We start from the raw sequence: 24,605 nt of genomic DNA, 5'->3' as shown, positions 1-24,605 counted from the left end.
TAAGACTTACATTTTAATTATTATAAAAACTTAAACACAAGTACTAATGAAAAAAGCCTTATTTGCTCTCGTACTCATGTTGTTCGTTGGTATTTTTGCCAATGCACAGCAAGTAGAATTTGAAGAGTACGATTTAGACAATGGTATGCATGTAATTTTGCATCAAGACAATTCCGCTCCAGTAGTAACAGTTTCTGTAATGTACCATGTTGGTGCTAAGGATGAGAACCCAGAACGTACTGGATTTGCTCATTTCTTTGAGCATTTACTGTTTGAAGGTACTGAGAACATCCCTCGTGGTGAGTGGTTTAATATTGTAACCTCAAATGGAGGAAGCAACAATGCTAATACTACAGATGACAGAACATACTATTATGAAGTATTTCCGTCTAATAGTTTAGAACTAGGGCTATGGATGGAGTCTGAGCGTTTATTACACCCAGTAATTAATCAAATAGGTGTAGATACACAGAATGAAGTTGTAAAAGAAGAGAAAAGACTACGAGTAGATAATCAACCTTACGGTAATCTACTTGCAGAGGTTAAGAAACGTGTGTTTAAAGTGCATCCTTATAAAGGAACCACTATTGGCGAAATGGAGCACCTAGATGCAGCTACTTTAGAAGAATTTCAAGCATTTAATAAAAAGTATTATGTGCCAAATAATGCTGTTTTGGTTGTTGCTGGAGATATAGATAAAGCCGCCGCAAAAAAAATGATTCAAGATTATTTTGGTCCAATCCCTAGAGGTGCTGAAGTTACAAGAGATTTACCGAGAGAGGAGCCAATTACTGAGTCTATGAGAGATAAAGCTTATGACCCTAACATTCAAATCCCTGCGGTTATAGCAGCATACAGAACACCATCATTTAAAGATAGAGATTCGTATGTTTTAAACATGATTTCTAGCTATTTAAGTGGTGGAAAAAGTTCTGTATTATACAAAAAATTAGTAGACCAACAAAAACAAGCATTAGCAGTCCAAGCCGTAAATATCAGTCAAGAAGATTATGGTATCTATGCGTTATTTGGACTTCCTTTGGGTGAGGTGTCACTAGATACATTAATCACAGAAATGGATGAAGAACTCGCAAAAATACAAACAGAATTAATCTCTGAGCGCGATTATCAAAAACTTCAAAATCAATTTGAAAATGACTTTGTAAATTCTAATTCTAGTGTAGAGGGTATTGCAAATTCTTTGGCACGCTACTATATGTTATACGATGATATTAATTTAATAAATAATGAAATTGATATCTACCGCTCTATAACCAGAGAAGAAATTAGAGACGTAGCTAAGAAGTATTTAAATTCTAACCAACGTTTAATCTTGGAATACTTACCAAAAAAAGACGACCAATAACATTAAAATGAAAAGACAGATGAAAACTAAAATATCAGCATTTATTGTATTGTTTTTAATGGCAATTGGAGTAAGTGCTCAAATCGACAGATCTAAACAACCACAACCAGGACCTGCTCCAAAAATTACTTTAGAGAAACCAGGTGAGTTTAAGTTAAAAAATGGGATTCAGGTATTAGTGGTAGAAAACCATAAATTACCAAGAGTATCCTATTCATTAAGAATAGATAATAAACCAATAGCAGAAGGCGATAAAGCAGGTGTTTCGAGTATTTTGGGTGCTATGCTAGGTAATGGTACAACTAATATTCCTAAAGACGAGTTTAATGACGAAATCGACTTTTTAGGGGCTAACTTAGGTTTTGGGTCTCAAAGCGCATTTGCGAGTTCGTTATCAAAGTATTCTGATAGAATTATTGAATTAATGGCCGATGCTGCCATCAATCCACTATTAACTAAAGAAGAATTTGACAAGGAAAAAGAAAAGTTAATAGAAGGATTAAAATCAGAAGCTAAAAGTGTAGATGCTGTTGCAGGCAGAGTAGGTAGTGCTTTATCTTACGGTACTAATCATCCAAGAGGTGAATTTGTTACAGAAGAAACCGTTAATAATATTGAATTTGGTGATGTTTTGGCATACTACGAAAAGTATTTCAATCCAAATAACGCCTATTTAGTTGTTGTTGGAGATGTAGATATGAGCAGTGTAAAACGCCAAATAAAAAAGCATTTTGGCAAGTGGGAGAAATCTGCGGGTATAGATATTAAGATTCCTAATCCAGCTCCAAATGCACAATATACTCAGGTTAATTTTGTGGATATGCCAAATGCAGTACAATCTAATATTTCGTTGACTAATAATGTTGATTTTAAAATGAACGATGAGGATTATCATTCAGTTCTAATTGCTAATAAAATATTAGGAGGTGGTTTTGGGAGCTATTTAAATATGAACTTAAGAGAAGAACATGGTTATACTTACGGAGCACGTTCTAATATTAGTACAAGCCGTTGGAACGCATCTCGTTTTACGGCTGGCGCAGCCGTTAGAAACATGGTGACAGATAGCGCTGTTGTAGAAACGCTTAAAGAAATTAATAGAATTAAAACAGAACCAGTTGACGCCAAGGATTTGGCCAATGCTAAAGCCAAGTATGTAGGTGATTTTGTTTTGGCATTAGAGCGTCCACAGACTATTGCTAATTATGCATTAAATATAAAACTTAACGGTTTACCAGAGGACTTTTATTCTACGTATTTAGAGAAGATTAACGCGGTAACTAAAGATGATGTAATGCGAGTAGCAAATAAGCACTTTAAAACTGAAAATGCACGTATTGTAGTTGTTGGTAAAGGAAGTGAAGTGTTGGAAAATCTTGAAAAGACAGGTATACCAATTATGTATTACGATAAGTATGCCAACAAAACAGAAAAGCCAGTTTTCTCCAAGCCATTACCAGAAGGATTAACTGCAGAGACTGTTATTAAAAACTATGTGAGCGCAGTTGGAGGTGAAGCTAATTTAAGAAAGGTAAACTCAACACTTACTAATGCAGATGTAACAATTGCTGGTGCACCCTTTAAGCCTAAAGCGGTGCTGAAACAGATGTCGCCAAATAAGTTTTCTATGGAAATGATTGTTGAAGGTATGGGAACTGTAATGAAGCAGAATTTTGATGGAGAGAACGGATACATAGAGCAGCAGGGTAGAAAAATTCCTATGGACGAAAAAGATGTATCCTCTAGAAAATCAGCAAAAGGCTTGTTTCCCGAATTATTTCTAGAAGCTTCTACTGTTAAACTAGAAAGCTTAACAGCGATTGATGGTAAAGATGTTTATAAAATTAAAGTAACTAAAGACGGTAAAGACTCATTTAGATATTATGATGTTAAAACAGGATATCTTTTAAGAACTGAAGAAACCAGTGAGGCTCAAGGGCAGTCAATAACTACAATTACTGATTTTTCAGACTATGCCGATGTAAATGGTGTTATGATGCCTAAAAAATGGAAAATAGCAAATGGCCCACAGGTTATTGAATTAGATGTTACTGAAATAAAAGTTAACGAAGGAGTAACAGCAGAAGATTTTAATTAAAAACTTTTAAAATTATCTATAAGAACCGAAACAGAAATGTTTCGGTTTTTTTATACTTTTTTTATGTGCGATAAATAAACACCAAACAAAATAAGTAATGCCGCCAAACCTTGTATTAAGCTAAAGGTTTCTTCATCTAAAAGCCCCCAAATTAAAGCGATAATAGGCATAACGTAAGTTACTGAAGATGCAAAAACTGGTGTAGACATCTGTACCAATTTATTAAAAATAACTTTAGCTATAGCGGTACCAAAAACAGATAAAACAATAGTATAAAAAATAGACATGGGAAGATCTGGGTGGCTAAACCGTGCAGCGGTGAAAAAGTCTGTGAAAAGAAGTACAACCAATGCAGGGATTATAATAAACACATAATTACCAGCGGCAATTGCTAAAGGTTTTACATCTTGTAAGTAACGTTTTATAATATTAACGTTAGCACCGTACATAAGTGTTGATGCAATAACAAAACCTGCATATAAATAATTTTGGTTAGGATTAAGATCAGCCCCTTTTAAAATTAAAATTGCAGTACCGATAAAGCCAATGATAACTCCAAAAATTTGTCGTTTAGTAGATGTTATTTTAAAGATGGCGAAACCAAGTAATATTGTATTGAGCGGAACTAAAGAATTTAAAATAGAGGCCACGGCGCTATCAATTTCAGTCTCTGCAATGGCAAAGAAAAAAGAAGGGAAGAAAGACCCTAAGAATGCGGAAAGGCAAATCCATTTCCATTTAGATTTAGGGATGGTTTTAAGTTTTGTAAATCCTACTACTAATAGAATAACTCCTGTAATAATAGTTCTCAGTGCACCAAGCTGATAAGGAGATAAGCCTAACAACGATTTTTTAATTAAAATAAAGGAGCTGCCCCAAATTATAGATAAAATAATTAGATATATCCACTTAATGCTAGGGTTTTTCATACAAAGGCCATCTAAAACAGTCACAAAAGTCGTTAAATATTCTGCAATAAATGGCAATATTTATTAGATTTAACCAATATTTAAAATTTTAAACTTATGAGAGTATTTAAGAGTTTATGTCTAGCTGTGGTTTTAGTTTTGGGTTTCACATCTTGTAAAAATGAAACTAAACCAGAGGTGAAAACTGTAGCAATTGAAGTGGACGAAAAGGATGTTGCTAAGACCTTAGATCCTAATGCATCCTATGCAAAAGTAGAATTTGGAATCGATGGTATGACCTGTGCAATGGGTTGTGCTAAAACGATAGAGAAAAAAATGGCCAAAATGGAAGGTGTTAAATCTGCAAAAGTAGATTTTGATAAGCGTCTTGCAATGGTAGAGTACGACGAAGCAAAGGTATCACCTGAGTCCTTAGAAGAAACAGTAACGAGTGTTGCTGATATTTACAAGGTAAAGGATATTAAAAAAGTTGAGGTATTTGGCTCGGATAAAAAAACCTGCAAAGCAGACTGTAAAATGAAATGTTGCACTGGTGATGCAAAAAACGACAAGGAAGCTTGTATGCAAGATTGCAAAAAAGCATGTTGTAAACAAGAGAAAAGTGCCTAACAATAAGATTGTTTTTTAATCTAATAAAAAATAGCATAGCGTTACCATATAAGGTAGCGCTTTTTTATTGTGTTTGTAGAAAGATTAATGCCATTGCAAAAAAACTTACTGGCAAAAGCCATAGTAAATAAACAGATGTACCTTTTACTTTGAGTTTGGCGTTTAAAATATTTCTTTTTTTGCCATTGTAACGCATCCAGTTTTTAAAAATAATAAATAGACCTATTAGGCTTAATAGTACCCAAAATTTAGTGACCGACATAGTCGCCATTTTCATCTGGTTAGCAAAAGCTAAAAAGAAAGCTCCTAATGCTATAATAATTGAAAACTCTAAAGAAATAATATAGATTAACGCAATGCGAATACTTTGTTTTTTAAACCTTTTCTTGTAATGATTAAATATGGTTATATAATAGGTGTCTAGCATAATGTAAACTTAAAAAAACCACATCTTAAAAAAGAATAAGATGCGGTTTTAGGATAAATTAAAGTCATTAAATTAGTTACCAGTGACTATAACATTATCTAAATGATATCGTGTTGTTGCGCTAGGATCAGACCCTTCGTAAAGAAAGCCTACTACAGCAGTACCTTCTACACAAGAAATATTTATAGGGCCAACAGATTCAAAATTACCAAATGTACCAGCAGGACCAGTAGGTATGGTGGCGTCTAAAATAGACCAAGTTGCAGTGGTAGGGTCGCCCGCGTAATCCGTAGAAATCCAAACTGATAAATTGGTGCCATTGTCAAAATTTGCTTGAACATCAAAACTTAATTCCTCACCTTCAGTTGTGCTTAAATCTATCTCTGGTGTTACTAACCAAACATCTGCTTCGTTATTATCAGAGCCAAATGCCGAAATACGAGAGTAGAAATTACCACTAAAACTACTAATAAACCAGTCTGTATCGGTTCCGCTTATATTAATATTATCCCAACCCTCAGAAGTATAAGTGCCAAAACCTTCAAAGTCTTCTTGGAAGATGGCAGCGCCACCACCAGATGGATCAGTACATTCTAAGAAATCTGGGTCGCATCGATCTGCACTATCAAAATTGATATCTTCAGGTGAGTTTACAACAACATTAAATACTTCTCCAAAGAAATCTTTAGTTAATATAACATTCATACTACCTCTACCTGACGGTAAGGTTAAGCCCTTAAAATCAGCAAACGTACTAGTGCTAAAAACAACCGATGCAGAAGAAGCACAACTTTCTAAAGTACGATCACCATCAAATTGATCAGACGGTTCTGAAGCAAAACTTAAAGGGTTATCTCCAGTTGCTTCATTTCTACTAAATTGAACATCTTGTAATTCAATTAATAAATTTGTTTTGTCATCTGAAAAATCCGATATAGATACTGGTAGAGGAATTAGGTCTGCGACTTCTGGCGATCTAAAAATAAAATCATTCTCTTGTGCTGCGGGTATTTTTGCAGCACCATCTATACCTTCTAATACTCCAAGAGTTAAAACCCCATTAGAGAATCCAACAGTTAAACCGTTTAATTTTATAAATACTTTACGACCAACTTCGTAACGCACAAATAAAGGGTTAACATCTAATAAAACTCTTAGTCCATTAGTTGGATTTTCTGGTGCGTTTTGAATAATAAATTCTTCAAAGAAATTTCCTCCTTCATCCGATGAAATCACAAAACCTTCAACAAATCTTTCAATACCTTCATCAAATTCAAAAGTATAAATTGGTTCACCGCCTTGATTAGCTTGTATTAGCTCACCTAGAACAGAATTGATGCTAACGACGTCGTTAACAGTATCTATATTAGGTTCTGTAACTCCAGTATTTGGTGTATTAAATTCATCGTCTTGTACACAAGCGTTAAATACCACTAACCCTAAAAGAAGTAGTACTATTTTTGTAATTTTTAAAGTTTTCATTTTTGTAATTTTATATTGTTTTAACATAGCTTTTATTAAAATCTAACATATAGATTAAGGTAATACGTAGTGCCATTTCCGTAGAAATAACGAGGTCCAAAAACAGGGCCGTTATCTCTAGATTTATCCTCCTGTAAACGCCTAAAGTTGGCTAAACGAGATTGCTCAAAACCACCAGTTCTATATTCCTCGTTTAAAACATTATTTATTGTGGCAAAGAAGCCTAAAAAGTAATCGTTAATTTTCCACGATTTTCCACCTATAATGTTAACTAACATGTAGTCATCAAATTGTTCTTGTTTTAGTAAATCTCTTGCAGTACGCTCGTCGAAGTCATTGAAGGTATTACCATCAAAATCTGACGTAAAGTTAGCCGATCTAGCTAAATTACTGACATCCACGTAGGCGTTAGAGAAAAAGTTACTAGTAATGCCAATATTCCAGAAGTCAGGATCTCTATATTCAAACCCAATTTGGTAAGCACGTTCTGGTCCACCAGCAACATGGTAACCATCTAATTGAGTTGTGCCGTCACCAAATCTAACTTCTGTACCAATATCACTTCTGTTTTGAAAATCCACACTCGTTAAGTATAGATCTGGATTATTTTGAAATGTATACTGTCCTGCAGAAGCTGCACCTTTTAGTTTTATTGTTGGTGTAACTTGTGCTTCTAAACCAAACTCTACACCAACATGTCTACGTTCTATATTTGTTAAAACTTCTTGAACAAATGCGTCACCAGTATCTATACCAAGACCAGCAAGATCTTCAGTAAAATAAAAACCAATGTCTGAGCCATCTTGAAAACCAGAATAAAAACCGGTTAATCTTGCTTTTACAATAGGTGATCTAAAAATATAACTTGCATCTAAGGATTGCACTTTTTCACTTTCTAAGCCTATTACTGTAGCATTAGACTGCCTAGCATTACTAAACGAATTACGAATTGATGGTGCTTTAGTAAAATAACTTCCATTGACATCTATTAAATGTTTACCTGTTATTTTATATGTAAAGCCAGCTTTAAAACCATAATTTGAAAAGTCTAATTTTTCGCTATTTCCAAATGAACCATTACCTTGAAAAAATCCATTTTCATATAATCCATTTCTTTGATATGTTGTTTGCGACAAATTAATGGCAGTATAAAAATCGACTTTATTATATTTAAATTGTGCCTGAGCAAATCCACTTACAACATCTGCATTCATCTCATAATTGTATTTATAACGATCGCCTTCACCAACTATTCTGTTAGGATTATTTACGTCACTCTGCGCTAAGTTTGCGGCTACTTGGTCACTGATCGTTGAATTGTCATCTTCTTCTGCAAAAAAATCAACATCTAAATAGCCAGTTCCTCCAAGTAAATCTTCTACACGGGCAAAATTTTCACTTTTTAGTTTTCTATAATTAATAGCAGCATTTAATTTTATATTATCTGCAAGTTCAGCATCTAATATAGAATTAAAAGAGAACTGTTGGTCTTTTACTACATCTGCTTGTACAACATATAATGAATTACCTCCTTGAGCTCTTAAAGTAGCGTTACCCTCATAAAGCGCATTCCAATCCCATTGACCATCGTTTATAAAATCTTGTTGAGAGACATAAGCCTGCTGAAAATCATACGATGTTGGGTTGGGATCTTGTAAAAAGAAACTTGGTAAATTTTGATAGTAGGTAGGATCTGGATTACGAGCACCACCTAAATACGCATTTTCACCATTAAAGGTCACCAATCTTGTACCTCCATTGTCTATTCTAGTATTCGCAATTTCACCAAATTGGTAGGCGACATTAGAATTTAAACGAACTTTAGGCGCTATATCCCAATAATGATTTAACATTAGTATTGGTTCATTAGTCTCTCGCATTCTTGAATTTCGTTGTTCTCCATCTTGTAGTCCCCAAAAAGGATTGTATTGTCTTCCTTTAAGATTAAACACCTCTTCTGTAATAGCTGTAGAACGGCCACGTCTGTTCTGCGCATAAATTCCTGTAAAATTTATGCTATGCTTATCATTGAGTTGCTTTTCTACAGCAACAAATAGCGAATTAGCATCATAAAGTGTTCCGTCAATGTAACCTTCATTACCAAAGCGTCTAGATCCTAACACAGAGTACGACCAACCTCCTTCTAAAAGCCCAGAACTATAACTTCCCATAACTCTACCAGCATAACTTCTATTCGCTGCTGCATAAGATACACGACCACCTCTCCTGTACTTAGAGGCGCGCATTATAATATTATTAGTACCTGCTAAATCACCAAAGTTGTAATCATTAGCAGACATACCCATTGAAAATTCTTGATTACGTTGCACATCGTTTAAGCCTCCCCAATTTGCCCATTGCGGTCGTCCATTAAATTGCTTGTTCATTTCCAAACCATTGATGAGTACTTTACCATTGGCATTATCTAAACCTCGCGGTCTAAAGAATGTTGCACTAAAATCGAATGCTGCTGCACTTAAAAATACATCTCTAGATGCTTGTAGAAGACCAGAAATGTTATCTGTTAATCCGTCATCCTCACTATTGAGATTGGCATCTGAAATTGAAATAATGAATAGATCTTTTTTGTCACTGGTATCAAAATCTAAGGTCATTCCGCTGATATCAACGGTTTGTCCTTCGTTAACAATGATTGGGTAACGTTTTGTAACATAGCCTACTTTTTCAATTTTCAAAACCTGTTCCCCAAGAGGAACATTTTGTACAAAACTAAATTCACCTTTGGCGTCTGTTTTTAGTGTCTGTAAGGTTTCTTCAATAGTAATGGTTACATCAGGAATTGGTTCTCCTGTAGTTCCATCCAAAACACTACCCTTTACAATGGTTTGTTGTGCAAAAGCAGTTAAGGTAAGTATTGTTCCGAATAGAAAGAATAAAAAACTTTTTTTCATACCTGCATATTTGATTATGATTGTTAGTACAGATTAAATAATGGTTAATAAAAACCCTCAAATTTACACCATTTATAAGAATTATATACTTTTGGCAAGCAATTTGCTTAGGATATAACAATTAGTTAATATAGTAGCCATGAAATCATTAAAACTATTACTTCTTACACTAGCTATAACTTATGTTTCAAATATTGAAGCACAAGATGAAAAGCGTTTTAAAATCCACACCGTAGCCTTTTATAATTTAGAAAATCTTTTTGATACTATTAATGATCCTTTAAAATATGACGAAGCTAGTCCTATCATGGAACTAAAAGCTAATCGATCAGAGGTTTATAAAAAGAAGATAAAAAACATGGCACTTGTGGTTGCTGGTATTGGCAACGATATGGCCAATAATGCGCCAGCTATTATTGGTGTTTGTGAAATTGAGAACAGAAAGGTTTTAGAGGATTTAGTTAATGATCCATTATTATTATCTAAGGACTATGGTATTATTCATTTTGATGGTCCTGATAAACGAAGTATTGATGTTGCTTTGTTATACCAAAAGGCACTATTTAGACCTATAGAATCTACTTCTCATGAGCTTTTAATATACGATGATCTTACTAGGAAAAGAGTCTATACTAGAGATCAATTATTGGTCTATGGTAAATTAGATGGAGACCTAATCCATGTTTTAGTTAATCACTGGCCATCTCGAAGTGGTGGTGAGGCAAGAAGTCGATCTAAGCGTGTAGGTGCGGCAAAATTAAATAAACGCCTTATAGACTCATTGCAATCTATTGATCCTTATGCCAAGATATTAACCATGGGAGATCTTAATGATGATCCAACTAACGAAAGTGTAAAGAAAGTGCTAAAAGCTAGGAAGGATAGAAAAAAAGTGCCCTTTAAAGGGATCTATAATCCTTTTGAAAAAATGTTTACTGAAAAAGGATATGGTACAACTGCCTATAGAGATGCTTGGAGTTTGTTTGATCAAATAATGATGACCAAGCCATTACTTAGCAATGATTATTCGTCGTTTAGATTTTGGAAAGCAGGTATTTACAATAAAGCATTTTTAACTAATAAAAGAGGCAGATACGAAGGCTACCCATTTAGAAGTTTTGCCGATGGTGGTTTTACAGATGGTTTTAGTGATCACTTCCCTGTTTATGTTTATTTGATTAGGGAAGTTGAGGAAGATAAAGAGACTACAAAGGGCTAATAAACAGATTTCATAACAAGAGGATGTCTAAAATGTAAATTAATAAAAAACTGTCATTTTAACTAATGCTCAAAATTACAGAGAGCACTACTTTTCAGACAATCATATTATTTTTAGCTAAACCAAAGATTCCAAGGAATCATATATAGTACTAAGACTAATGCTATGGTATAAAAAACCGAAAGCACCTTAAACTTAGGCTTAGACACTAATTTCTTTTTATGTTTAGAATAACCAATAGTTACCAATGCTACAGCGATTAGCATGGTTACAGGATGCTCAACGGCTAATTTTCTTACGCCATCATTTTTCATGACTTCCCCAACCGTCATTTCATCAAAATAGCCTTTTGTAAACCATAAAATAAGACCTAACAATAACTGAATATGCATTATTATTAAAGTAAAAAGTGAGATTCTAAAATCTTTAGCATCAAATTCCTTATCACCAAAGAATTTAAAAAGTGCGTTTATAGTAGCTAATACTAAAACCACGAGTACTAAATAGGCCCAACCAGAATGTATAAATTGAATCGTTTCCATAATGAGTTATTATATAATGACAAAAGTAAACAATTGAACACAACAATGTTCAATATTTGCATTTGAAAACTATTACACCCTAAAACCTCCTCAAGGCGACTTTAGGTGTGTTGGGCAAAACAATATCGTATAAACTTTTACTGTGCAATTATAATTTTATGTTTTATCTCATTACCAAGCTCATCAACAACGGTAATAATATGTTCGCCTTCTTCTGGCTTTGTTGCCATATCGTGGATGTCTCTTGTACTACCAATATATTTTTCATTAATATACCAGTGTAGCTCTAGTTCAGGTTTTGAGTGAGCCACTTTTAGTACGAGCTCGTTAGCTTCTCCATCAAAATCTTTAGGAAGAAAAATAGTGCTTTGCTGATTGGGATAAATAAATTCTATAGTTACTTTAGATACCTCAGTACAATCATTTCTGTAAGGCGGAAGCGATTTGTAAAACGGACTTTTATTCTGAAAATAATAGGCTTGTAATGGTGGTAATACAAACCACGACAAGGTCTTTAAGTTAGAAACCGATTCACAAGAAGAATTCACCTGATAGCGCTCGGAATTATCTAAATGAACTAATTTATGAAAAGGACAAGGTTCAGTCTTTTTACCAGAAGTTTGGATGTGCATAATTGATGTTTCATCACAAATTGAGGACGCTCTGTAACCACTTTTTTTACAAATAGAGACCTCAATCATTTCGTCATAGGGCTTGCCAAACCATTCACTTTTTGGTAAAAGCTTAAAGACATCAAACAGTATTGGTGCTGCCGTTTGTACTCCAACTAAGCCAGGTCTGCCTTCACCATCTGCATTACCAACCCAAACGCCCACAACATAATCTTTTGTTGTACCTATGGCCCAAGCATCTCTAAAACCAAAACTTGTACCTGTTTTCCAAGCTATAGTTTGTGAAGAATCATAAAACTCCCAACTCTCATCACTTTGAGGACGATTGACTTGTTTCATACTTTCAAACGTAAGATAAATCGAAGCAGCATCAAATACCGTTTTCTCGTGGGTAGGTTTACCAAAATCAATAGTTGATTTAGAATTATAAATGGGTTGAATAAATTCATGAGTAAAGTATTGGCTAGAGTTATCATTAAAATGATTTATAGTGGAGGCCATGGCCGAATAACTCTTACATAAGTCCCATAAATTGCTTTCTGCACCACCAAGTATAAGCGATAAACCATAATGGTTAGTGTTATATTTTAAATCTTTTAATTGAAGTTGTTTTAGGTAATGATAAAAACGATCTAGTCCAAAACCTTGAAGCATCCTAACCGAGGGTACATTTAATGAGCGCGATAAAGCTTCACTTGCAGGTACAGCTCCGTCATACGATTTATCAAAATTTTCTGGTTGATAACTGCCAAATTGTGTTGGTACATCTGCAACCAAAGTATTAGGAAGTAGATCTCCAGCATCTAGCATAGCAGCATATAAAAATGGTTTTAAAATACTGCCTGTGCTTCTAGGTTTATTTACAATATCAACACTTTTTTGATGTGCTTTATCAGTAGGGGAATTGCCTATGTAAGTTAAAACCTTACGCGTATTCACATCTAATATTAATACCGAAATATTATAAATTTCATTTTGTTTTAAGACATTATAATGCCGTTTTACTAATTGATTGGCATGAGATTGTAAAGCGATGTCAATTGTGGATTTTATGTGTTTTCCTTTTTGATTTTTCGCCGCTTTTTGAAGCAGATGAGGCGTAATTTGTGGCAAAGGATAAGGTTTTTGAGGCAAACCTTCTGCAATTGATAGTTTGTATGTAAGCTCATCGATTGTTCCGTTTTCAAATAATTTTTTCAATAAGCGGTTACGCTTGTCTAGTAAGCTTTTTTGGTTTTTACCTGGATAAATTAAACTCGGTGCGTTAGGAAGCACAGCAAGCGTAGCACTTTCTGCCCAAGATAGATCTGAAGCATTACGATTAAAATAACGCCAAGCAGCAGCATCTATACCAACGACATTACCGCCAAAAGGAGCATGGCTTGCATAGTGTTTTAAGATGTCGTCTTTAGAGCTTCTAAATTCTAAACGTGTAGCGAGAATGATTTCTTTAAGTTTCTCAAGATATGTTCGTTTTTGTCCCCTTCGAGATAAGCGAATCACCTGTTGTGTAATGGTGCTTCCTCCTCGTTTTATAGAGCCAGAACTTAGATTTTGTTGAAACGCTTTAAAAATGGAAATAGGATTAAAGCCAGGGTGCTTATAAAAGTATTCATCTTCAAATTGAAGAATACACGTTTTAAATTTTTGAGGAATACTATCACACTCAGGAAATCTCCATTGGCCATCATCGGCAATTAATGCGCCAAGAAGATCATTGGATGAACTTGTAATTATGGTTGAAGTTGGGTCTTTAAATAATTGTTGAGGTAAGCAAAAATAGTAGCCAATACTTAGTAATAAAATCACTAGAGTAATTATGCGCTTACGCCTCATATATTTTATCAACCTATACATATACTATACAAAATCAATTTTTAACTTCATTTTATCGAAAAGAAAAGAAAATTACACAAACTTCTATATATATTTAAACGTGAAAAAGAATGTTTTAGATTTTAAGACCCTTTTTATTTTGTGTATTTCTTTTGTAACTATAGAAATGCAAGCCCAATTAGGTTTCTGTCAAGGAAATTCTGGTGATCCAATTTTTGTTGAGGACTTTGGGGTAGGATTAAATGATACACCCTTACCACCAGGAACTACAACTTATAACTATGCCAATGGGCAACCGCCAAATGACGGACTTTATACGGTCACCAGTAATACCAATTATTTTGATTGGTTCTTTACAGGAGATCATACGCCAAATGACACGCACGGTAGAATGTTAATTGTAAATTCTAGCTTTAGTCCTGGTGAATTCTACAGAACAACAATAACAGGTTTGTGCGAAAATACGACTTACGAGTTTTCATCTTGGTTGTTAAATTTAAGTCCACTTAATGGGTATTGTGGAGCTGGTGCTATACCAGTTAACGTAAGTTTTGAAATTTGGGATAGTACAGACTCTAATCTATTAGCCTCTGGCAGTACAGGTAACATTACGGGTACATTGGCACCAATTTGGGATCAATTTGCATTAGTTTTTCAAACCATACCTAGTCAAACATCAGTGATTTTAAAAATGATTAATAATAGTTCTGGTGGTTGTGGTAATGATGTCGCTATAGATGATATTGTTTTTAAAAGTTGTGGAGATGAAATAACTATTGCGGATACAGGAAACAATAATTCAGTAAGTTTTTGTAGTACACAGGCACCTTTTTCAGATACCATTTTTGCGCAACCAGACAATATAGTTTTTAGTAGTCATTTTTACCAATGGCAGAGCAGTAATGATGGTCTAAATTGGGTAGATATCCCAGGTGAGACAATGGCTAACTTAACTATAAATAACATTACTACAACTACTTTTTTTAGAGCTAAGGTGGCTGAGTTTCCCATCAATTTAGATAATGAAGATTGTATTACGTTTTCAGATATTTATGAGGTAAATATTACTCAGGCTCCTACGCAACCTGTATTAGAATGTTGGCAAACCGCACTATTTGATGATAATATATGCAATTGGGTTATTACAGGAACACAACCCACAGCACCCACAAACTTAGAGTGTTGGGAAATCGCTACATTTAATAACGCAACTTGTAGTTGGGAAGTAACAGGAAATCAGCCAACGCAACCAATTATAGAATGTTGGGAGTCAGCTACCTTTAATGATACCACTTGTATTTGGGAGGTAACAGGAAATCAGCCAATGCAACCTGCATTAGAATGTTGGGAAACTGCAGTGTTTGATAATGCGCTTTGTGATTGGACTATTACAGGCACACAACCCGCTTCACCTACAGGATTGGCATGTTGGGAATCTACGATATTTAATAATAGCACCTGTAGTTGGGAAATTATTGGCACACAACCAGCACAGCCCACTATAGCTTGTTGGGAAACGGTAACCTTTAATACAACAACATGTGCTTGGGACGTTACAGGTACGGAGCCAACAGTACCAACAGGGTTAGCCTGTTGGGAAATGGCAACTTTTAATACTGTGAATTGTAGCTGGGAAGTTAGTGGTACAGCACCAGAGCCACCAACTAATTTAGCCTGTTGGGAAACTACACTTTTTAACGAAGTAACCTGCTCGTGGGAAATATCAGGAACTCAACCTGAAGCGCCAATAAATTTAGATTGTTGGGAAACCGCAACATTTAATGACGCTACTTGCTTGTGGGAAATTATAGGTGTTGCGCCAGAAGAGCCAATGGATTTACAGTGTTGGCAATCTACTCAGTTTAATTTAACTACCTGCCAATGGGGCATTATAGGAACACAACCTATTGAAACAAGAGATGCGTTTTTAACACTATGCGAGGATGAATTAATAACCTTAATAGCAACAACATCAATTAGTAATCCTGTGTATCAATGGAATTCTGGTGAAACCACACCATCTATAGATATAAGTGCTGGTGGTGTTTATGCAGTTGAGGTAACCGATGGTTGCGCTACTGAAATTATAACGTTTAATGTTACTGAGATTGAAAATCCAATAATTGAAAATATTACCACATTAGGAAGCTCTATAATTATTAATACAGTAGATACTGGAGCGATTCAATATTCAATTGACGGTATTAATTATCAGTTAAGTAACACGTTTAGTAATTTACCGTCTGGTTTATATACTATTTACGTAAAATCCACTCAGTGTAATACAATTACTATACAAGAGCACGCACATTTTTATATTCCAAAATTTATGACGCCAAACGATGATGGTAAAAACGATTTCTTTTCCTTAAACCTTGACCCGTTTTTTACGTCTTCCGAAGTCTATATTTTTGATCGTTATGGTAAGTTGCTATTTTCTGCAACAAATAGAAATGTCAATTGGGACGGCACATTCAATGGACAGGATTTACCGACATCAGATTATTGGTATCGCATCGTTTTAGATGGAAAAGAGTTAAAAGGTCATTTTACGTTGAAACGTTAGACGTATTTTTTGTCATTCAGAGTGAAGAACGAATGAAGAATCTAAATACCACTATTTAGAAATTTCTAAGTAGGATTTATAGTTTTTATTAAATATTCTTTTTTCTTTTTGCTCCGACCTTTGATTGTTTTGCTAAGGTTTCCATTATATCAGCCATTTCAGCATAGCCTTCGGTATTTTCTGTCTGTATTGACGTAAAAATTACGTCGAAGTATGGTGTAAAGTCCTTCATATTCATTTCCTGTGAAAATGGTAATCTGTTAGGTTAAACTTATTTTTAAAAACACCCCTAAAGTCCCTTCAAGGGGACAATAGTTCAAAAGTAACTTATTAGGATTGTCCCCTTGAGGGGACTTTAGGGGTGTAAATATTTCATGAGTCTTTTGGGATTTCAAACTCAATTATTTTTTCAGTGATATTATCTTCAAAATCTGTCAAGATAAATTTAATAAATACACGGTTTGTAGATACACTAACAGGGAAATCTTTTATATTTTCTATAGACTTTACATAAGCCAACCAGTCTTCACCACATTTATCTACAACATCATCTTTTAAATCTTTTGTCGCAGTTTCAATAAAGTTGACCCAATCCTTTTCTGTAAAAGTTAAAGTTTCAAAAGTATTAGACTTTAATTGCTTTAATGGCTTCCATTCGGTGTTAAATTGTGTCCATTCGTTAGAGTTACAATTAGTATCCGCACTCATAAATGAGAAACTATTTTCAAAACGTTGAAATAGGCTCACTTGCTTATAATCATTATCTATAAGGACAATGTTTTTGCCTTCTGGAGAATCGCTTTCATCTACATTAATTGTAATGGATTCATCTTCTTTTAAACGATGTAAACGTTTATAATCACTAGTTGCTAAGTTTTTAATTTCAACATTTAAATCATTAAGCGTAACTCGAATTGTCTGTGCAATTTTATTTGGAGATAAGTATCCGTTAAACACATAACCAACATGATTATTGGTTTCTACCTTTACCCAATTACCGCTAATTTTCTCACCTCCATCTAATACGACTAAGTTCTTATCCGTTTCTTCTAGTACACCAATGGCTTCACCATAGGCTAATTTGGTCAACATTTTTCCACTAACATCTGGCTGATCTCTCAGAGATAATCCACTTTCTGCCGCTACATAGGCTTCTTCTTGTGCTGTTGCAATTGTCATATTGAATACCAATGCAATCGCTAAAATCATTTTTAAATTGTTCATAATTTCTTGTTTTTAAGTTAAACATTTTAGCGGTTTGTTTATGCTTAGCTTCTTACTTGTCGACTAGTAAGAATTTAGTTTTGTTTATTGTTTTGTCATTTCGAGTGAATTTTAGGCTTTTAGGAGCTTAAGATTTGTATCGAGAAACAATGTTTAGTTACTAAGGTTCTCGATACTATTCTGACAGAAAAGTCAGAATCACTCGAACTGACGTTCATACTCGTTTTTTATTTTTCAACAATAACCCATTGGCCCTTATTTCTTACCAAATAATCATCATTATCATACATGGCTTCTGCTTGCGCTCCTGGCAAATAATAGGTGCCTAAGTACGATGCATTTAGCATTACAGTAAAGGTTTTGGTAGAGCCTGTCCTGAGCGCAGTCGAAGGATGTTTTCCTTTTCTACTCATATCAAAATAGAAATTTACACGGTCATCTCGTATATCTGTAAATCCTGCCTGACTCACAGTAGTATCTCCAAAATCTGTAAATCGTGTGTTCACAATATCCCAACCTGATGGAAAAATTTGTGTTAAAGCCACATCATTTACATAATCTCTGGTTAAGTTTGAAATACTAACCGTTGCTACAAAATCCTGACCTTGTTGTAATTTGGTTACATCAATGGTGTTGCCTTGTAAATCTTTATATACGGTTGAAATTGAAAAGCCTCGTTGTACTGCTATTTCTTCTCCCAGTTTTAGTTTTCCAGAATTTAAAATGCGTACATACACCAAATTGTCTTTTCCATTATCTACTACCAATTGATTTGCTCCTTCGTTTATTGAAATATTTCGTTGAGCAATGCCGTTTTGTGTGTCAATGGTTTCTGTTTTTCCGTTAATACTGTACGTTAATTTCAATTCTTTACCGCCATTCTTCGTAATCATTTTGCCAATTGCTAATAAGTTGTATGCTGTTGTTTGTGTACTCATCCAACGATCACTTGCTAAAGATTTTGCAATAGATTTTGCCAAATCTGTTTTCTTAGGGTGATTTGTAATGAGCATAGTTTCTAAAGCCATGGCTCTATTTCTGTAAACAGAACCATAGGTATAGTTATCTTCCTTATCAGATTCAAAATCGATGTTTGCGGATTTATAAATGGCTTCACTCGCTTCTTTTTGTCCAGCTAATGCATAAGCCGCAGCTAGTCTCCATTTGGCATCGTTAGAAATCTCTTCAAACGCTCTCAAACGGTTCATACTTGCTAAGTCTGCGCTTCCAGCTAAAGCTAAGGTGTATAAACGATAGGCTTGTGCAAAATCAGTATGGTAATGTTTGTAGCTTGGTCTCCAATTACGAGCAGCTTGTCTTTGATAATTAATCCAATTACTCTTAAAACTTAAGGGTAATACAAAGCCTTTCTTTTCGGCTTCAATCATAAAGTGACCGGCATAACTTGTTCCCCAATCATTGGCTGTACTTTCACCCATCCAATAGCCTAAGCCACCACTTGTATTTTGAAAATTTCCTAAGCGTCTGATGCCATTTTCAATATTGCTTTGCACCTGCTTTTTCTTTTGAGGTGTTAAATCAAAAATATCGGTTAAGAATAATTGTGGAAAAACACCAGATGTGGTTTGCTCAACACAACCATGTGGATAGCGAATTAAATACTCCATACGCTTGGTAAAGTCCATTGGAGGTAAAGTTGAAAACTCTACAGTTGAGGAATTACTTCCAGGCACTCCAAAGGTTGTAATATCAATTTTTTGTTTTGCATTGGCTTGTAATTCCTTGTCAATAACACGAGAGGTCATTGGATTCGGATTCTCCACATCAATCTCTACTTTGTAGGTTGATTTTTCTCCATTCCCAGTGGCTACAACTTCAATCGTATTAATGCCTTTTGCTTTAGTGACATCCAATTCAAAATAGACCATTTTTTCATCTGGTTTACTAAATTGTAAGGATTGTGATTTGTTCCCTTTTACAGTAATACCATCACTAGTTTTTACAGAAAGTGTAACGTTTTTCACTTTATTCTCCATAGCAAAAACAGTTACAGGAAGCGTTACTTTTTCACCAGGACTTAACTTGCGCGGCAAGGTTGCTAAGACCATTAATGGCTTTTTAACTTGCACTGATTTTTCAGCACTTCCATAAGCTTCATTATTGTTATTACCAGCCACAACCATAGTACGCACTGCACCAACATAATTTGGCATTTTCAGTTTGTGAGTTTTTGTTTTTCCTTCACTTAAAAGGAAAGGTCCTAAATAGGTGACTACTGGCTTAAAGCGATTTGCTTTTTTGTTTTTGCCCTTAGCCGCAGCGCCATCACCACCAACGGCAAAGACTTGATCTATACTACCAGAATATGCTCCAATGACATCATCAAAAATATCCCAAGTTTTTACACCTAAAGCTTCGCGAGCGTAAAAGCTATTCCAAGCATTTGGCGTTTTAAAACGCGTTAAGTCTAATAAACCTTCTTCAACAACTGCAATGGTATAGGTCATAGCTTTATTGTTCTTTTCTGACACTTTTATCTCATACGATTGCTCTGGTTGAATTTTATCTGGCATACTAATCTGAGGTTCTAATTTTGTAGCCGGATTTTCTACGAGCATCGGAATCACTCCATATAAACGAATTGGTAAATCATTAGAGATTATTGCATGTGGTTGCAATAATGAAATATTGATAAATACATTCGGAGCCATGTCTTTAGTTACAGGAATATCAATCGTAGTTTCACCTGGCTTTGTTTTTACCCATTGGTGTTGCAACACTTCTGTTCCATTTTCTATACTGACTAAAGCTCTGCCTTCACTACCAGATGGGAAAGTGAGTTTAGCTGTATCACCAACATTATAATTTTCTTTATCTGTTGAAAAGACTAACATCTTAGCTGCTTCTTTATTACCAGAAGCTGAGTTAGACCACCAGTTCTTATAGAAATAGGCTGTGCGTCCTGTGGCATGACCACTTACAGGATCAACCACTCTAATTAAATAACGTCCACGATCGTTCTCTGGAATATTAACCTTAAAGCTAGCTTTTCCATTAGCATCAGTATCGATTTCATATTGTTGAACTGGTCTATGGTAATTACTCGATACGTAACTCGATAAGTTATCGTAAGAAGAATTCCACCACCAACGCCATTCGATTTTATAGACTTTTACTTCTAATTTTTTACGTTGAATTGGTTTCCCTTCAGCAGTAACTGTAGCAATATCAAAGGTGTGATTTTCGTCTGTAAAGAACGAACCATAGTTGTTGCCTTTTGGTGATTGTAAACCGACGAAACTTTCATAAGGAGCATAAGGCATGGTGAAGGCATCGAGTGAAAAATCACCACCATTTTCGAATGCTCTCACTAGGAATTGAGCGGTTAACATGCCAGGAGCATTTTTGCCAATATTTAATTCTGTATCTACTTTTGCTTTCCCTTCTGCATCTAAATAGCCTTCAAATACATTGGTTTCTTCAGTGTTAAAGTTTTTAGTTGGATCGTTAAAAACATAACCTTTATAGCCTTTAAAACTTGTGTACGACGTCGTGAATTTTGCTTTTATTTCAGCTTTTAAATTCTTTGCTGGTGCACCATGTAACCACGCTACGTCTAAATCACCTTGTAATGACTTGTTGTTGGTTAACACCTTGTCTTTAAAGTCTATTTTAATTTTTAGACGGTTCGGTTTAACCGTTTCAATTTTTAAGGGTTTTGTAAAATTAGCTCCACCAACAGACACTTTTGCATTGTAGTTTCCGGTTTTATAATCTGGTGATGTTGGTACTTTAAAATCGTAGAAATTATTGATGTTATCTACTGACACTTTTCTGTAAACGAGCTTTCCAACAGGACCTGTGATTTCGAGCTTAACAGGATGACGTTTAGGTAATTTATTGGCCTTGTCATTGAGTACAAAGGTTAAGAATAAACTATCACCTGGTCTCCAAACTCCTCGCTCACCATAGATGTAACCTTTGAGTCCACGTTGTAAACGATTACCTGAGACATCGAACTTACTTAGCGATAACGAATTACCATCAAACAATCGCACATAGCTCACATTTTTTCCTTTGGTGACAATGGCAAAAGCAGCACGTTTTTTAGCGTCTAATTCTATAATTCCATCACTGTTGGTATTGCCTTTTGCTAATTCTTGTTGTTGGTAATTATATAAAGTGACTTTAGCATTGCCTTCAGGATTTGTAGATAAAATATTAGTCACAGCAAAGAAATAGGTATTGTCGTTGCCTTGCTTTGCTATCACACCAAGGTCCGAACTTATTAAATTTAGTGCTACTGTACGGTTTCCGTAGTTAAAGTACGAATCTGTACAAGGGTTGTCTCTGTCTCTATATCTGTAATTGGTATTTCTGTAACTGTAGCTTAAATTATCCCAATAACGTTCTTCGCGAAGTTCTTGTTCTTCTTCAGAAATATCCTCTGATGCATAGAAATCTTCTTCGTAATAATCATCGTAATAGTCATCATAATCATCGTCTTCGTCGACTTCTGTCGTTTCTGAATTAGAAGTACAGTCGTAAAGTGAATAGTCTTTTTTGAAACCAACTTCAACTCTATAAATCGCACCAGGATCAGCTTGTAAATATTTAGATAAATCGATGCTGTAGGCTTTCCATTTGCCTGTGTTTTGTTTTGGATCTTGAATAAGCGTTATTGTTTCTTTAGCAATACGACGACCAACATGTTTTATATGGTATTCGTTGTTGCTATTCATGTTCTTTTCTTGCAAAAACTGAAGCACGTTATCTTCAAATATTTTTATGATACGCACATCAACCTTATTGAGGTTAACGGCTTCGAAATTGAATTTTAAATCTTTTGAATTTGGTAGAATTGAACCATTGCTTATTAGTCGTACTTGTGGTTTTAATTCTTCGAAGGTTAGCGTTTGAGTGAATGCACTTTTAAGTTTAAAGCCGTCGGTATTTTTAATACCTGTAAATACATCTACTCTAATATCACCGACTAGTTTATTGTCTGGATACACTTTTAAAATATTACCATCTACAATATATCTTGGGTTTTTCACATTTTGAATAGTTACTAAACCTGCAAAATTCTGTTGCTTTTTTAATGGGTCAGAGAAGTTAATGGATAAGTATTGCTCTGGATTTTGAATCACATTAGTTTCAACAATACTAAAATTGTTTTTCCCAGGAATGGTGATGAAATTCTCGCCTTTATTTTCGGCTTTAATGGCTTTACCGTCCCAAGCGATATCAATTTTACTATCTTCTATTTCACGTTTTATACTGTCTATTCTAAATTCAAAATATTTTGAAGGCTTTGGTTCTTCTAACCAAACAATATTTAAGTCTTTTTTCTTCTGTTTTGCAGTGACTAATTGCTTAGCTTCTTCTAAAGTAATAACGTCAGAAGAGCGCAACTGACCCAACACATATTGCCATTCTTTACTATACGATTGTAAGTTGTTAGTGGTAATACTAAAACTTGGTGTTATGGTTTTAAACTCAAAGGTGTAGTTTTTAAATTCTGTAGGAATGGTTTTATAGATATCACCTAACTTTACAGTAACACCATATGCCGTAGCTGGCTTTAAAGCTTCATCTGGCGTAAACAATAAGGTGTGTTTATTGAGTGCTTTTAAAGTTCCTTGGATATGAGGATGTGTTTTAATTAAACCAGCATCTAACTCTTGCTCTGCTTCCCAACCTTTTACGTCCTCAGCGAGATTAATTTTAATTGGTGTTATTACCGAAACCACTCCGGAAGTAGTGTAACTAATATAATCTCTATACTTAAAAATATTATCTGTTTCTATAGGCTTCTTTTTACACGAAATTGCAATGACAATTAGAGCCAGGAAGGCAAGGTGCTTTTTGATGTGCATGATTGTTTGATGGAATTAAATAAAACTTCAGTGAAAAAGAAGGGTAGGTACATTCTTGTTAAAATATGTACGCCAAGGTTTTAACATTTAGACTTTGGGTGGTTGTTAAATTGTTCTTAAAACCTATTTTTCATAAATTCCAATTTCTAATTCGCCTTTATCATTCATCGTCGCACGATACATACCAGCTGTATTAAACTCAGCTACCATATTACCATCTTTATCTACGGCTACAATGCCACCATTGCCACCAAGATCTTTAACTTTGTCTAAAACTACTTTAGAAGCTTCCTTTAAACTTAAGCCCTTGTAATCCATAAGTGCAGAAATATCATGCGCTACTTGTGCTCTAATAAAATATTCGCCCCAACCAGTGCTAGAGACTGCACAAGTCGCATTATTGGCATAAGTGCCAGATCCAATAATTGGTGCATCACCAACTCTGCCATAGCGTTTATTGGTCATACCTCCTGTTGAGGTGCCAGCAGCTAGATTTCCATTTTTATCTAGTGCAGCGCAACCCACTGTTCCGAATTTGTAGTCTTTGATATTATCATCATAGAAGGCAGTTTTCTCATCATGGTCTAATTCTACCTTCTCTCTATTTTTAGCGTTCTTAAGCGAGTTAAAGCGACGTTCAGTAAAAAAGTATTGTGGATCTACGATTTCTAAATCTTGCGCTTCAGCAAACTTTTCTGCACCAAAACCTGCCATCATTACGTGCTGAGATTTATCCATAATTGCCCTCGCTAAATCAATTGGATTTCTAACTGTTGTTGTGCCTGCAGAAGCACCAGCGTTTAGAGTTCTGCCATCCATAATTGAAGCGTCCAACTCATTCGTTTCTGCATTGGTAAACACGGCTCCTTTTCCTGCATTGAATAAAGGAGAATCTTCCATAACGTTAATGGTTTTGGTTACTG

15 protein-coding genes are annotated in these 24,605 nt (G+C 34.8%); 5 read left to right on the top strand and 10 right to left on the bottom strand.

Annotated elements, in window-relative coordinates; translation table 11 throughout:
- Window positions 1–46 precede the first annotated feature (46 nt).
- Together Q0800_RS00075 and Q0800_RS00070 are read left to right on the top strand one after the other, a co-directional pair.
- The gene (locus tag Q0800_RS00075) at window positions 47–1,366 is read left to right on the top strand and encodes a pitrilysin family protein (protein ID WP_299126567.1); all 1,320 of its coding nucleotides are present in this window, start codon (window positions 47–49) and stop codon (window positions 1,364–1,366) included.
- 19 nt (window positions 1,367–1,385) lie between these two features.
- The gene (locus tag Q0800_RS00070) at window positions 1,386–3,464 is read left to right on the top strand and encodes a pitrilysin family protein (protein ID WP_299126565.1); all 2,079 of its coding nucleotides are present in this window, start codon (window positions 1,386–1,388) and stop codon (window positions 3,462–3,464) included.
- 50 nt (window positions 3,465–3,514) lie between these two features.
- On the opposite strand, the gene Q0800_RS00065 is transcribed toward Q0800_RS00070, so the two are convergent.
- Window positions 3,515–4,393, bottom strand: coding sequence for an EamA family transporter (locus Q0800_RS00065; protein ID WP_299126563.1), 879 nt, complete (start codon window positions 4,391–4,393; stop codon window positions 3,515–3,517).
- A 96-nt stretch (window positions 4,394–4,489) separates the two neighbouring features.
- Between Q0800_RS00065 and Q0800_RS00060 the strand changes: the two genes are divergently transcribed.
- Window positions 4,490–5,002: a heavy metal-associated domain-containing protein gene (locus Q0800_RS00060; RefSeq protein ID WP_299126562.1), complete on the top strand. Its 513-nt coding sequence runs from the start codon at window positions 4,490–4,492 to the stop codon at window positions 5,000–5,002.
- 64 nt (window positions 5,003–5,066) lie between these two features.
- On the opposite strand, the gene Q0800_RS00055 is transcribed toward Q0800_RS00060, so the two are convergent.
- The 3 genes from Q0800_RS00055 to Q0800_RS00045 all read right to left on the bottom strand — a co-directional run bounded on the left by Q0800_RS00055 (window position 5,067) and on the right by Q0800_RS00045 (window position 9,823).
- A complete protein-coding gene (locus Q0800_RS00055; RefSeq protein WP_299126561.1) occupies window positions 5,067–5,429 on the bottom strand; it encodes a hypothetical protein in 363 nt (120 codons plus the stop codon).
- Between the two features lie 72 nt (window positions 5,430–5,501).
- Window positions 5,502–6,911 carry a DUF5689 domain-containing protein gene (locus Q0800_RS00050; RefSeq protein WP_299126560.1) on the bottom strand — a complete coding sequence of 470 codons (1,410 nt, stop codon included), beginning with the start codon at window positions 6,909–6,911 and terminating at the stop codon, window positions 5,502–5,504.
- A 35-nt stretch (window positions 6,912–6,946) separates the two neighbouring features.
- Window positions 6,947–9,823, bottom strand: a complete 2,877-nt coding sequence (locus Q0800_RS00045) for a carboxypeptidase regulatory-like domain-containing protein (protein ID WP_299126559.1) — start codon at window positions 9,821–9,823, stop codon at window positions 6,947–6,949.
- A gap of 139 nt (window positions 9,824–9,962) precedes the next feature.
- On the opposite strand from Q0800_RS00045, the gene Q0800_RS00040 reads away from it, so the two are divergent.
- Window positions 9,963–11,042 carry an endonuclease/exonuclease/phosphatase family protein gene (locus Q0800_RS00040; RefSeq protein ID WP_299126558.1) on the top strand — a complete coding sequence of 360 codons (1,080 nt, stop codon included), beginning with the start codon at window positions 9,963–9,965 and terminating at the stop codon, window positions 11,040–11,042.
- 113 nt (window positions 11,043–11,155) lie between these two features.
- Here Q0800_RS00040 and Q0800_RS00035 read toward each other — a convergent pair whose 3' ends face one another.
- Both Q0800_RS00035 and pbpC read right to left on the bottom strand, forming a co-directional pair.
- Window positions 11,156–11,587, bottom strand: a complete 432-nt coding sequence (locus Q0800_RS00035) for a hypothetical protein (RefSeq protein WP_299126670.1) — start codon at window positions 11,585–11,587, stop codon at window positions 11,156–11,158.
- Window positions 11,588–11,721: 134 nt separating this feature from the next.
- Complete coding sequence (pbpC, locus tag Q0800_RS00030; protein WP_299126557.1) at window positions 11,722–14,052, bottom strand: penicillin-binding protein 1C; 2,331 nt, start codon at window positions 14,050–14,052, stop codon at window positions 11,722–11,724.
- Window positions 14,053–14,152: 100 nt separating this feature from the next.
- Here pbpC and Q0800_RS00025 point away from each other — a divergent pair, with 100 nt between their 5' ends.
- Window positions 14,153–16,618: a T9SS type B sorting domain-containing protein gene (locus tag Q0800_RS00025; protein ID WP_299126556.1), complete on the top strand. Its 2,466-nt coding sequence runs from the start codon at window positions 14,153–14,155 to the stop codon at window positions 16,616–16,618.
- Between the two features lie 88 nt (window positions 16,619–16,706).
- On the opposite strand, the gene Q0800_RS00020 is transcribed toward Q0800_RS00025, so the two are convergent.
- From Q0800_RS00020 to Q0800_RS00005, 4 genes are all read right to left on the bottom strand, one after another.
- Window positions 16,707–16,850, bottom strand: coding sequence for a hypothetical protein (locus Q0800_RS00020; RefSeq protein ID WP_299126555.1), 144 nt, complete (start codon window positions 16,848–16,850; stop codon window positions 16,707–16,709).
- A 140-nt stretch (window positions 16,851–16,990) separates the two neighbouring features.
- Window positions 16,991–17,842 (bottom strand): SH3 domain-containing protein, encoded by an 852-nt coding sequence (locus Q0800_RS00015; RefSeq protein WP_299126553.1) that lies wholly within the window; start codon window positions 17,840–17,842, stop codon window positions 16,991–16,993.
- Window positions 17,843–18,069: 227 nt separating this feature from the next.
- Complete coding sequence (locus Q0800_RS00010; protein ID WP_299126552.1) at window positions 18,070–23,682, bottom strand: MG2 domain-containing protein; 5,613 nt, start codon at window positions 23,680–23,682, stop codon at window positions 18,070–18,072.
- Between the two features lie 123 nt (window positions 23,683–23,805).
- Window positions 23,806–24,605, bottom strand: an 800-nt coding sequence (locus tag Q0800_RS00005; RefSeq protein ID WP_299126551.1) for an isoaspartyl peptidase/L-asparaginase family protein, incomplete at its 5' end; no start/stop codon positions are given.

This window comes from uncultured Winogradskyella sp., from assembly GCF_937958655.1.
Lineage (GTDB): Bacteria > Bacteroidota > Bacteroidia > Flavobacteriales > Flavobacteriaceae > Winogradskyella.
Note: the sequence above shows the minus strand (reverse complement) of the source record. Positions and strands in the feature narration are given on the sequence as shown.

What these genes read in the sequence shown, in the direction of transcription:
- Q0800_RS00075 (WP_299126567.1), top strand. Translation starts at nt 47, where the DNA reads ATGAAAAAAGCCTTATTTGCTCTCGTACTCATGTTGTTCGTTGGTATT.
- Q0800_RS00070 (WP_299126565.1), top strand. Translation starts at nt 1,386, where the DNA reads ATGAAAACTAAAATATCAGCATTTATTGTATTGTTTTTAATGGCAATT.
- Q0800_RS00065 (WP_299126563.1), bottom strand. Translation starts at nt 4,393, where the DNA reads ATGAAAAACCCTAGCATTAAGTGGATATATCTAATTATTTTATCTATA.
- Q0800_RS00060 (WP_299126562.1), top strand. Translation starts at nt 4,490, where the DNA reads ATGAGAGTATTTAAGAGTTTATGTCTAGCTGTGGTTTTAGTTTTGGGT.
- Q0800_RS00055 (WP_299126561.1), bottom strand. Translation starts at nt 5,429, where the DNA reads ATGCTAGACACCTATTATATAACCATATTTAATCATTACAAGAAAAGG.
- Q0800_RS00050 (WP_299126560.1), bottom strand. Translation starts at nt 6,911, where the DNA reads ATGAAAACTTTAAAAATTACAAAAATAGTACTACTTCTTTTAGGGTTA.
- Q0800_RS00045 (WP_299126559.1), bottom strand. Translation starts at nt 9,823, where the DNA reads ATGAAAAAAAGTTTTTTATTCTTTCTATTCGGAACAATACTTACCTTA.
- Q0800_RS00040 (WP_299126558.1), top strand. Translation starts at nt 9,963, where the DNA reads ATGAAATCATTAAAACTATTACTTCTTACACTAGCTATAACTTATGTT.
- pbpC (WP_299126557.1), bottom strand. Translation starts at nt 14,052, where the DNA reads ATGAGGCGTAAGCGCATAATTACTCTAGTGATTTTATTACTAAGTATT.
- Q0800_RS00020 (WP_299126555.1), bottom strand. Translation starts at nt 16,850, where the DNA reads ATGAAGGACTTTACACCATACTTCGACGTAATTTTTACGTCAATACAG.
- Q0800_RS00015 (WP_299126553.1), bottom strand. Translation starts at nt 17,842, where the DNA reads ATGAACAATTTAAAAATGATTTTAGCGATTGCATTGGTATTCAATATG.
- Q0800_RS00010 (WP_299126552.1), bottom strand. Translation starts at nt 23,682, where the DNA reads ATGCACATCAAAAAGCACCTTGCCTTCCTGGCTCTAATTGTCATTGCA.